This is a genomic window from Ezakiella massiliensis, assembly GCF_059862345.1.
The window spans coordinates 297,317-309,679 of record NZ_JCBCEO010000002.1; the positions used below are offsets into that span (position 1 = coordinate 297,317).

The window sequence follows — 12,363 nt, forward strand, 5'->3', positions numbered from 1 at the left end:
GATAATCACTTTCAAGAGGTGATTAGATTATGAATATAATTACAATGTTAAGCTCTTGGTTTATTAATAATATAGTTATTGGAATACTTGGCATTGATACTTGGTTTGACAACTTAGTAAGAGGTGCTATAAAAAACAACTTAACAAATATTACGGCAGGTGATGGAATGGTTTCAATAAACTCCGTATCCGAACAAGTTAAGTTTATTCCTACTGACTATGGCGGAGTTTACGACATACTAAATAGACTTAATAAAGAAGTAATAATACCAATAGGTATAATAATATTATCATCACTGCTTTTTTATACTCTTATAGATGAAATATTAGAAAAAAATAAAATACAAGAGAGCATTACAGTTGAATTTTTAATAAAGCTTTTTTTAAAAGCTACATTAGGATTGTTTGTAATAAATAATGCTTGGAATATATCTGTTGCAATACTAGATTTTTCTGCACAAATTATAGAAAAAGTTGCAAGTGTAATATCTGCTGGAAGCACATCAAGCGGAACAGATTTCCAAGCTTTTGAATCAATGATAGATAGTATGAGTGGCGGTGAATTAATGTGGCCTCTTGTTCTTTCTATGATAGCAAGTCTTACCTTATCTCTTGGAACCATGTTTATGTATATTTTAATTTACTCAAGAATTATTGAAATTTACCTGTTGATATCTACATCTGCTATACCTATTTCGACATACATGAATAAGGAGTGGAGTCAAATAGGAAATAATCACATTAAAAAGATATCAGCAAAGGGATTGCAAGGAGTTTTGCTAGTAATGGTATTTGGCATAATGGGAGGACTACAACAAAGCATTCTTCAAAGCGTAGGATCAGGACAAACTGGAATTTCAAGTGCAATGTTGCAACTACTTGCCTTTTCAATAGTAACTATAATAATGCTAAGTAAAACAGGAAGCATAGCTAATTCAATAGTTGGTGCAAACTAAAAAGGAGGGATTTAATGGCGTATGTAGAAGTGCCTAAAGATTTAGGCGAAGTAAAAACAAAAATTATATTCGGACTAACAAGCAGACAACTTGTTCACTTGTTAGCGGGTGGACCTTTAGGAATAGGAACCTATTTAATAGCTAGAAACAAGCTGGGAGATTCCGCAGCATCGCTTTTATTAATGATAGTTAGTGGTCCTGTAATTGTATCAGGTTTTTACAGTAAAGATGGAAAAACTTTAATGCAATATTTAAAAATGATACTACAAGACAATTTAACACCAAGAAAAAGAATTTATCAAACAAATAATAAATATAAAATAAAGAAAGGAAGAGAAAACAGTGGCAACAAAAACATCAAAAACCGCAAAAAAGGCACAAGGGAAAAGCGTTAAGAAATCTACAAATAAAAACAGAGATATACAAAATAGAAGCAATAAGCCTAATTTTTTTCAAAGAATGTTTTTAAGTGGAAATTTGCCGTTAACTGTGCAGGAAACAATTCCGTACAAAAGAATGTACCCTGATGGTATTTGTGAGTTATATGATGGTACTTTTTCTAAAACTCTTAGATTTCAAGACACAAACTATTCCTTGGCTCAAGATGATGAAAAATTAAAAATATTTAATACCTATTCAAAGTTTTTAAATTACTTTGACGATTCTGTGCCCTTCCAACTTACTTTTTTAAACAGGAAAGGACAGGAAAAACTTCAAGGTGTTAATTATAAAGAAAAAGATGATGCTTTTAATGATATAAGAAAAGAAAGAATGCAAATGATTGACGATCAACTAAGCAAAGGAAATTCTGGAATCATTAAGCATAAATATTTAACCTTTGGAGTAAAAGGAAAGAATTATAAGCAAGTAAAACAACGTTTGCAAAGAATTGAAACAGACGTTATGAATAAATTCAAAAGAGAATTAAATACTGTTGCCGAGCCTTTAAACGGAAAAGAAAGGCTAGAGGTAATGTATAAAATAATGAATGTAGATAAACCATACAATCAATTTGCTTTTAATTGGAATAATATTAAGGGCGGAGGACTAGATACAAAAGATTTCATAGCTCCTGGCTCTTTTAACTTTGAGAAAAGATATTTTGAAACTGGAAATGCTTTTGGGTGTACAGTTGCTTTTAATATAACAGCACCTGAACTATCTGACGAGGTTTTGCTAGATTTTTTAAATATTAAAAATGATTTAGTTGTAAATATTCACGTTCAATCAATAGAACAAAGCAAGGCAATTAAAGAAGCAAAAAAGAAGATAATGGATCTAAATCAAACAAAGGCAGATTTACAAATGAAAAATATGCAGAAAGGCATATTTACAGATATTTCTTCGCCAACATTAAATAAGAATGTTGAAGAAGCTGAAAATCAATTAGATGCTTTGCAACAAAGAAATGAAAGGCATTTTTTAACCACTTTTATTATTACAGCTACTGCTGATACTAAAAAAGAGCTAGATGATATTATATTCTCTATCAATGGTGTTATGCAAAAATATAATTGCAATATGAGAAAATTAGATTATCAGCAAGAAAATGCTTTTATGTCATCTTTGCCCTTGTGCTATAACGAGGTAAGAGTTGACAGAAGATTATCTACATCTGCTCTTGGAATATTAATTCCATTTTCAGTACAGGAATTATATGATGCAAATGGAGGTCTTAGCTATGGAGTAAACGCACAATCAAATAATATTATCTTGGCAAATAGGCGATCACTAACTAATCCAAATGGACTAATAATTGGCATACCAGGTAGTGGTAAGTCTGTTACTGCTAAACTAGAAATAACAGATGTCTTTTTAAGTACTAATGATGACATTATTATTTCAGATCCTGAAGCGGAATATAGACCACTTGTAGAAGCTCTTGGAGGACAAGTAATTGAAGTTTCGATGAGTTCTAAAGATTATATTAACCCTATGGATATAAATGTAAACTATGGACTAGACCAAGATCCAATAGCTGTAAAATCAGACTTTATTATGGGTCTTTGTGAGCTTATATTAAAAAGGAACAATGTTGGAGGATTGAACCCAGTACAAATGTCTGTTCTAGATAGATGTGTTAGAAAAATATATACAGAATATTTTACAAATCCAACAGAAGAAAATATGCCGATACTTGAAGATCTATATAATGAACTTTTACAACAAAAAGATAATGCTCTAGACGCAAAAATAATCGCTGACGCATTAGAAATTTATGTTAAAGGTTCATTGAATGTTTTTAACAACAAAACGAATGTTGATCTAAACAATAGAATTGTTTGTTATGATATTAAGAACATTGGTAGAACTCAAGAAAAAATTGGAATGTTAATAATTCAAGATAATGTATGGAATCAGGTATCTAAGAATAGAGATGTAGGTCGTGCAACTTGGTTTTACCAAGACGAATTTCACAAACAATTAAGGGACGATCAGTCAACAGCCTACAGCTTAGATTTCTGGAAACGTTTTAGAAAATGGGGAGGAATACCAACAGGTATCACTCAGAACATAAAAGACTTATTAAGAAATTTTGAGACAGAAAATATTTTAGATAACTCTGACTTCTTGATTATGATGAATCAAGCAGCTGGGGATAGAAATATTATAGCTAAAAAATTACAAGTATCAGATGATCAACTTAGTTTTGTTATTGATTCTCCAGTTGGAGAAGGACTTATTAAATATGGATCTCAGATAGTTCCATTTAGAAACAAAGTTCCTAAAGACACAAAATTATACAAATTAATAACAACCAAACCAGGAGAATCTGAAATATAAAGTTTGAAAGGAGTTTGCTATGTCAAATGAAAAATTTAAAAGAGATATAGAAGATAGCTCTAAGTATGACCGAAGTAAAACAGAAAAATCTTTTGATAGTCAAAAGAAGAAAGCTGAAAACTTTAACGAGAATAAAGATAAAAAGCTTGACACAATAAAAGAAAAAGTTACGTCATCAGGTGCTAAAGGACAAGAAAACAAAAGCAATCAAAATAGCGACTATTCTTTTGACAAATATCAAGAGCAATGGGTAGCCAAGACGAAAGCAGAGGGTGTTAAGAATATGACCCCTCTGCCTTTTTATGATGAAGAAGATAATAGCCAGCCATCTTATGATGAGCAAAATAAAGAAAACTCAGAATCGCAAAAAACTAAAGAATCAAATGAAAATAAAGCTGAAGATCAGTTTTCTAGAGAAAAGTCATCAGAAGCTTATAAAAGCAAACAATCAGCTAACTGGAGTGAAAAAGAACAAAAAAGGTTTTTAAAGAAAAATAAAAAATATGGACAAAAAAGAGCTAAATATGCCAATAAAAAAGATAAGGCTGAAATAGAAGAATATGAAGCCGATTTAAAAAGGCCGCAATTCAACAGAGGTAGCATAGCTGGCGAAAGGTATCTAAATAGATCAAAAAAAATTGCCAGAACAATTGAGGGAAGAGTTGCTGAAGAATATGCAAATGACGAAGTAAACGAAGAATTCGAAGCAAAAGTAAAACATATCGCTGGAAAGACAGGAAGATTTACAATTATGATCCCTCATAATTTAAATGTTTTAAGTGAGCCAATTGAAGTATTTGTTAGAAACAAAGAAGATGGAAAAATCTATGCACTTAATGAATCTATGAAATGGAGCCATTTAGGCTATGCATTAAAATCATCTCCATTTTTAGCTGCGGACTATGCTCTCAATAAAACAGACGATAAATTTAAAGAATTAACTGCAACCGAAATAAAAAAAGATGAAGTTTATGAAGAGGTAGTTAATAAAGCTGAAGCTGTTGGCAGGTATGGTGAAGCAAAATTTAGACAAAGAAATGCCATTAAAAGAAGAAACAAAAATCAAGAAAAACAGTATTTCGAATTTAAAAAGCAACATTTTGAAGAGAAAAAATACATCAATCAAATGATGTCAGAAAATCCAGTTGCGGATAAAGCTAGTAAAAGTAAGCTAAAAAAGAAATATAAAAAAGAGTTTAATCAAAAAGCAAAAAACAATTTATTTAAAAGAATGAAAAATAGCTTTAAAAAGAAAACTCTTGCTAGGAAAATATATTATAGAAAAATTAGAAATATCACTCTATTAATTGCAGGGGGAATTTTAATTTTTATATTCTTGCTATCAAGTGCATTGTCTTGTCTAGGATCTTCTGGACAAACAGAATTTTCGGCTTTTAAAACTGACGATTCAACTGTTAGTGAAATAGAAGATAATTATAGTTTATCTACTATACAGCTATATGAAAATTGGACTAAAAGTGTTGTAGAACAATACCCAGAAGCAAATGAATTTAAATTTGATTCAGATCCTGGTGGGCATAATATTATGCAAATGCAGGCTTATTTTTCTGCAATAAACAATGGAGATTATTACGATTATAATTATGGAAATGCTCTAGCTGAGCAGCTATTCAACGAACAATATTTTATTAAAACTAATAAAATTATTGAAACAAGATATAAGCAGGAAATTAAAATCAATCCTGATGGCAGTGCAAGTTATGAACAAGTGCCATATGATTATGTCATAGTAGAAGGTTATTTACAAAATAACTATTTTGCACAAGGTGAAGAGTTTTATACTTCAAAACTGAATGATGACCAAAAATTTATTTATGAAAACATTAAATTTGGTTTAGGTTCCTTGGCGATGTTAGCTCAGCCAGGCGATGTAGAATTTGAAGATAGTATAACTTGGGAATATGGTTGGCATGGGCCACCAGCTACATTTTATGATCATATAACTGTATCAACAGGTAAAAATGTATACGCTCCATTTGATAGCTATGTAAAAGAAGTCAGCGGTGGAGAAATTAAATTTGAACACGCTGTAAATGATGGACCCACTTATGAAGTGACATATTCAGGATTAGGCAGTATAAATGTTAATTCTGGGGAGCATGTTACAAAAAAGCAAATCATTGGACAAGCAAGCAGTATTAACATAAAAATAGTTAAAAAAGATGAGAATGGGACTAAAACTATCAATCCGTATTTTCTTTTTTCCAGAACTTCTGAAGATATATCGGCATATTCTAAAACTCCTAGCTCTAAAAATTTAAATAGCTATGTTTATGGTAAAGGTGGCAATGTAGAGCAGCTAGAGCCAACAGATGGAGAGTTTGAATGGCCTTTGCCAGGTCATTATAAAATATCATCTGGATTTGGATATAGGATTAATCCAATCTATGGTAACCAAGAGGGTCATTTAGGCACAGATATACCTGCACCTAATGGAACAGAGGTTAGAGCTGCAAAAGATGGCAAAGTAATTTATTCTGGCTGGATTAATTCCTATGGATATATAGTGGTCATAGATCATGGAAAATATCAAACAGCTTATGCTCATTGCTCATCACTTATAGCTAGGGTAGGGCAAACAGTTAAGGCTGGTGATGTTGTATCGCTGGTTGGAAGTACAGGAGATTCTACTGGCAATCACTTACACTTTGAAGTTCGGATTGGAAAGCAAAGATTTGATCCAATGCTTTGGTTTAAAACAAAAAATTAATAAGGAGGAATATATGAATGCAATAGATAAAAAATTAGAGCAATTAGAAAAGAAAGAAGCTAATCTAACAAAAAAACTAGACAAAATTAAAAATGATCTAAAAAAAGTTCAAAATGAAAAAGAAAACTATATGAAAGATATGCTTTATAAAACTTTCGAAAAAACCGAAATAAGCTTATCAGAATATATAGAATTGATTGACTTAAATTTTGATGATATAATTAGTAACAATGAAGTTGATAAAAATGATTATATGAGCAATGACAAAGAAGCAGAATCAACATCATATAATATAGAAACTAATTAACAATTTTTGTAGTTATTTTGTAGTTATGAGAACTAAATAAGCTCATTTTTATTGAAAAATAAGAAAAATTTATAAAATACAGAAATTCAAGAATGGCGCAACATCAATGTATTAAAAGATATTATAAGATATTTTTAAAACACAGCACATTTGAATTTTACATGTTATAATAATGGATAGGAGTGTGAATATGGTTTTTTCATCGATTATATTTTTATTTTATTTTTTGCCTATCACATTGATAGTTAATTTACTTTTGCCAAGGCGGTATAGAAATGCCTGGCTACTTTTGATGTCCATGGTTTTTTACGCCTGGGGCGAGCCAAAGTACTTGGCAATCATGATAGTAAATATACTTTTAAATTATTTTTTGGCCCTCATGATGGAGGGGAAATCTCCAAAGACTCGCAAGGCCTTGCTCATTATTTCAATTTTATTTTCTGTGGGCAATTTATTTGCTTTTAAATACGCAGGACTCATTTCAAAGACCTTTGCAATTGACCTGCCAAAGCTGACCCTGCCACTGGGCATCAGCTTTTATACCTTCCAGACAATGTCTTATACTATCGATGTCTACAGGAAAAAAGTTGCAGCTCAAAAAAATCTGATTGACTTTAGTTTTTACATTGTATCTTTTCCACAGCTTATTGCTGGGCCGATTGTCAAATATACTGACATTGAGGAAGAGTTAAAGGCTCGGGAAGACTCTCTTGACGCGGTCTACGATGGCATGATGATATTTTTCCAAGGGCTCTTTTTAAAGGTCCTCTTGGCCAATAATTTTGGAGTGATTTTTAATTTGGTCGAATTTGAGGCGGCCAATTCTGTGGCCATGCTTTTAATCAAGCTCTTTGCCTACGCCTTTCAAATTTATTTTGATTTCCAAGGCTATTCTCTTATGGCAATTGGCCTTGGCAGGGCCTTGGGTTTTCACTTTCCAAAGAACTTCAACCATCCCTATATGGCGCAGTCGGTTACGGATTTTTGGACCCGCTGGCACATGACCTTGTCCTCTTGGTTTAAGGAATACGTCTACATTCCCCTGGGCGGTAACAGGGTAAAGCCTATTCGCCACATCTTTAACTTATTTATAACTTGGGCCCTAACTGGCCTTTGGCATGGGGCCAATTACAATTTTATTTTGTGGGGGATTTATTATTTTCTGGTTTTAATTATTGAAAAATATATTTTGTCGAAAATTTTTGCCAAAGCCCCAGTGTTTTTGAAGAGGATTTACACGCTCGCCATAGTTCTAATCGGTTGGCTAATCTTTATAGCCGAAGACTTTTCGATCCTAGGGACATTTTTTAGTGGCCTAGCTAATCTGCCCCTTACAGATATAAAGGCGGCGACGACCATCCTTCAATACGGCAGTCTCTTTGTCTTAGGATTTATTTTTGCCACGGACTGGCCAGAAAAGCTTTATGACAAAATGAGACCATGGGTAAGACATATTGTATTTTTAATTCTATTTGTAATTTCAGCCGCCTTTATAGTTTCGGGCAGCTTTAATCCATTTTTATATTTTAGATTTTAGGTGAAGAATGAAAAAGAAAATTGCTATAATTATTTTAATATTGCTTGCAGGCCTGCCTCTAATCTCGGCGGTTTTTCCTAGAGATTACGCGGATTATTTGCAGCGGCCGCTCAAGGACAAGGCAGAGTTTACTTTTGACAACCTGTCGACCGGGATCTATATGTCGGCCCTGGAGGATTATTTGTCCGACCGCTTTGCCTTTAAGCCGGAGTTTTTGTCTGTCCGCGCCTATACTAACTATATTTTTGGCGTCCGCGAATACGATAATATAATCGCCGGGAAGAATTTATATCAAAGGCCCCTGGCCAATGACCGGGCGGAGAAATTTATAAATGCCAATGACCAGGCCAAGGTCTTTGCCATTCCCTACAAGATGGTCTACGCAGAGGACCTGCCCAAGGTTATTCAGATGAATAATTTGCAAAGGCAGATGACCAAAAAATATTATAGTCTGGTCGGAGAAAATCTCTTTAAGACCTTTGACACAGAAGACTATTACAGGGGCGACCACCACTTAAACGAAAATGGAGTCTTGAAGCTCCTTGATAAGCTGGGCCTGGATGGAGATTATAAAAGAACAGAGGCTCACGATTTTCGTGGTGGCCTAAGTCGTAAGACTGGTTTTATAAAAAAAGATGACTTTGTTGGCATATATATCGAGGATTTTAAAAATAAAAAAATCATGGCCGATGGCAAGGAGATAAATTTATACAATTTTGATAAGCTGGATTCTGCTGACCCCTATTTATTTTATTTATCTGGCAACTACGGGGTCGTAGACATCGAGGGGACTGGCCAAGGATCTGTCACAATTATTAAAGACTCCTTTGCCAATCCGACTTTAGGATTTTTTGCAAAAAAATATAAGCATGTTCGGGCTATAGACCCTAGGTTCTTAAGAGAAAAAATTGAGGATAAGGTCTTGGATGGCGACATTTATGTAATCGGAGGATTTTAATGGATAAATTTTTAAAACAATACAATATTTATGGGGGAATTATGGCGGTCCTAGCCCTGGCCATTTATACTTTAAAATTTATTGTCTTTGAAGGCCTGATGGCGACGATTTTTGCTATAGTCTTTGTAAAATATTTTTTGGAAGTTATAAACGCTTATCAGAAAAAAATAAGCCCTCTGCCAAGTCATATTATCTTGGCCCTTGCATCGGGTTTTATGTGCGCTGTAAACATAGGAAGGCTGATCAGGTGATTTAATGTTAATACAAGTTAGAGATTTAGAATTTTCTTACAATATAAATGAAATTTTTAAGGACGTAAATTTTGTCATCAACGAGGGCGACAAGATCGGCATGGTCGGTGACAACGGGTCGGGCAAGTCGACCCTGGCCAAGTGCTTGGCTGGAATTTTGGAAGCCAAGGGCAAAATTTTTTACAAGCCTGAAATGAAAATTTCCTATTTGAAGCAGCAAATTTCTGTAAACGAAAAGCGGACTGTCATGGAATTGGCCCTGGAAAAGTACCAGGATGTTTTGGATTTGGAAAAATCAATGAGGGCTATGGAAGGGCAGATGGCGGACTTGGCAGAGGACCCAGACGCACTTGAAAGATTGATGGAAGACTACCAAGCGGCCCGAGACGCCTATGACAACTTAAACGGCTATGCTTATATGTCAGAAATCAAAGGCTACTTGGCCATGGTCGGCATGGGAGAAGATTTTTTTGACCGATCAGTCCATTCCTTATCGGGCGGGGAGAAGGCCAGGTTGGAACTCGCTTTAATCTTTATGGAAAAACCCGACTTACTTATACTTGACGAGCCCACCAACCACATGGATGTGGAAATGATCGCCTATTTGGAAAGGGTTTTGACCGATTTTAAAGGGGCGGTTTTATTTATTTCCCATGACCGCTTGCTCTTACAAAATGTTGCCCAAAGAATTTTTGATGTCAATAACGGGTCCGTCGAAGTCTATGACATGGGCTATGATAAATATCGTGAGGTCAAAAGGGCACGGATTGAAGAACAGCAAAGGCACTATGAGAGTTTCAAGGAAGAAGAAAAACGCCAGCTGGAAATCATCAGACGCTACCGGTCTTACGCCCGCGACAGATTTTATAGGCAGGCCAAGAGCCGGGAGAAAATGCTGGCTCGGATGAAAGCTGAAGAGCCACCCAAGGTCGACCAGGCTATTCGCTTTAGGTTTAAAGAACCACAGCGGACGGGTAACGACGTCTTGACAGCTGTCGGCTTGTCCAAATCTTTCCCTGACAAGAACCTTTTTAAGGATATAAATTTTGAAGTCAAGGCCCAGGACCGGCTGGCAATTTTGGGGCCAAATGGATCGGGCAAGACGACCCTATTTAATATTTTAAATGACAAGGCGACTTACAATGGGGAATTTTTGTGGGGAACTGGGGTAAAACTCGGCTACTTCAACCAAGAGCTAAAGGTCTTGGACGAGGAAAACACAATCGTCGACGAAATTTCAGACGAATATCCGCGGATGAACATTTATGAAATCAGGACCCTCCTTGGCAGTTTTCTATTTACTGGTGACGATGTCTTTAAGGAAATGAAAGACCTGTCGGGTGGTGAGAGGGCCAGGGTTTCCCTTTTAAAATTAATTTTGAGCGGGGCCAATGTCCTCATGCTGGACGAGCCGACCAACCACTTGGACTTGACAAGTAAAGAAGTTTTGGAAGAAGCCCTCTTAGCATTCAAAGGGACACTGATTTTTATTTCCCACGACCGGTACTTTGTAAAAAAACTTGCGACAAAAGTCCTTGACATGACTCCGGACGCCCAGCAAATTTACATGGGCGACTTTGATTATTATATGTCTAGAAAATACAAGAAGGACCAGGACGAATACGAAGAGGTTAACAAGACCCAAATTCAAAAGGACCGCAAGCGTGAACGCGAAGAGATCAGAAAGTCCCAGGCCATCCGCAGAAAAATTGCAGAGGTCGAGGCTGACATAGAAAAAATCGAAAATGAAATTGACCAGATCGACCAAGAACTTTCAAGGCCAGAGATTTACGAGGACCACGAAAAAGTTTTGGACCTGGATATGAGGCGGAAAGACTTGGCAGATAAATTAGAGAAAAAAATGGACGAGTGGACAGAATTATCTGAATAAAAGGAGGAAGCTATGAGGACAATTACAGTTACTGGCAAGGGACAAGTTTCCGTCAAGCCAGACACGATCAAGCTAAGGATCACGACAGAGGGGACCTACTATGAATACGAAGATACGATTAGGATTTCCGCTGACCAAACGAGGATACTGAAGGAAACTCTGGCAAGCGCAGGTTTGGACCCAGCGGATTTAAAAACAACGAGCTTTGACATTAACACGGCCTACGAATCCTACAAGGACAAGGAGGGTAATTACAAGTCCAGATTTGTTGGCTACAAATTTTCCCACAGGACCTATATTAAATTTGAAAATGACAACAAAATTTTAGGCAGGGTCCTCTATGCCATCTCCAAGTGCCCAGTAGATATCAGCTTTGACATCGACTACACAGTCTCAAATCCTGAGGACGCTAAAAATGAGATGCTAAAAAATGCCATCGCAGACGCCAAAGCCAAGGCCAAGATTTTGGCGGAGGCAGCAGAAGTTGAATTGGGTCAAATAGAGGACATCAGTTACTCTTGGAGCGAACTCCACTTTACGTCCAGCCCCATAGAGAACTTTGTCTTGGAGAAAAGTGTGATGGCAGCACCTGATGCTTACGACATAGACATCGAAGCCGACGACATAGATTTATCTGACACAGTGACCGTGGTCTGGGAGATAAAATAAAAAAATATTTGATTAAAATTTGCGTGGAATGTAATTAAAAACATCTCACGTCCACGAGGGACGATTGATGTTTTTCGGTCCACATAAAGATGGACCATACAACGCAGAGCGTTATAGAAAATGAAGAAATTTAATATTAATAGGGTTGCGTTATTATTTGTTTTTCGGCGTGGATGTAAATAATCATTTAACACAAAAACACTCATAACACACAAAAAAACCAGCGAGGACTATCGCTGGTTTTTATATTGGGAAAAAACGAAACACTTCTTATTTTTA

10 protein-coding genes are annotated in these 12,363 nt (G+C 35.4%); all 10 read left to right on the forward strand.

All coding sequences use genetic code 11. The features are described 5' to 3' along the window. Positions 1–29 precede the first annotated feature (29 nt). The 10 genes from AC6FXG_RS04400 to AC6FXG_RS04445 all read left to right on the forward strand — a co-directional run bounded on the left by AC6FXG_RS04400 (position 30) and on the right by AC6FXG_RS04445 (position 12,084). The gene (locus tag AC6FXG_RS04400) at positions 30–956 is read left to right on the forward strand and encodes a VirB6/TrbL-like conjugal transfer protein, CD1112 family (protein ID WP_500571724.1); all 927 of its coding nucleotides are present in this window, start codon (positions 30–32) and stop codon (positions 954–956) included. Positions 957–970: 14 nt separating this feature from the next. Further along, a complete protein-coding gene (locus AC6FXG_RS04405; protein ID WP_500571725.1) occupies positions 971–1,351 on the forward strand; it encodes a PrgI family protein in 381 nt (126 codons plus the stop codon). Further along, on the forward strand, positions 1,299–3,740 hold the full coding sequence (locus AC6FXG_RS04410) for a VirB4-like conjugal transfer ATPase, CD1110 family (RefSeq protein WP_500571726.1): 2,442 nt from the start codon (positions 1,299–1,301) through the stop codon (positions 3,738–3,740). The genes AC6FXG_RS04405 and AC6FXG_RS04410 overlap by 53 nt, the downstream gene beginning before the upstream one ends. Positions 3,741–3,759: 19 nt before the next feature. Next, positions 3,760–6,471, forward strand: a complete 2,712-nt coding sequence (locus AC6FXG_RS04415; RefSeq protein ID WP_500571727.1) for a peptidoglycan DD-metalloendopeptidase family protein — start codon at positions 3,760–3,762, stop codon at positions 6,469–6,471. Between the two features lie 13 nt (positions 6,472–6,484). Continuing rightward, positions 6,485–6,778, forward strand: a complete 294-nt coding sequence (locus AC6FXG_RS04420; protein ID WP_500571728.1) for a hypothetical protein — start codon at positions 6,485–6,487, stop codon at positions 6,776–6,778. A gap of 190 nt (positions 6,779–6,968) precedes the next feature. Then, positions 6,969–8,315 (forward strand): MBOAT family O-acyltransferase, encoded by a 1,347-nt coding sequence (locus tag AC6FXG_RS04425; protein WP_500571729.1) that lies wholly within the window; start codon positions 6,969–6,971, stop codon positions 8,313–8,315. Between the two features lie 7 nt (positions 8,316–8,322). Continuing rightward, entirely contained in the window at positions 8,323–9,273 is a 951-nt protein-coding gene (locus AC6FXG_RS04430; protein WP_500571730.1) for a hypothetical protein, read from the forward strand. Further along, positions 9,273–9,524 carry a hypothetical protein gene (locus tag AC6FXG_RS04435; protein ID WP_500571731.1) on the forward strand — a complete coding sequence of 84 codons (252 nt, stop codon included), beginning with the start codon at positions 9,273–9,275 and terminating at the stop codon, positions 9,522–9,524. The genes AC6FXG_RS04430 and AC6FXG_RS04435 overlap by 1 nt, the downstream gene beginning before the upstream one ends. A gap of 4 nt (positions 9,525–9,528) precedes the next feature. Then, a complete protein-coding gene (locus AC6FXG_RS04440; protein WP_500571732.1) occupies positions 9,529–11,415 on the forward strand; it encodes an ABC-F family ATP-binding cassette domain-containing protein in 1,887 nt (628 codons plus the stop codon). 12 nt (positions 11,416–11,427) lie between these two features. Beyond that, positions 11,428–12,084: an SIMPL domain-containing protein gene (locus AC6FXG_RS04445; protein WP_500571733.1), complete on the forward strand. Its 657-nt coding sequence runs from the start codon at positions 11,428–11,430 to the stop codon at positions 12,082–12,084. Positions 12,085–12,363: the final 279 nt, after the last annotated feature.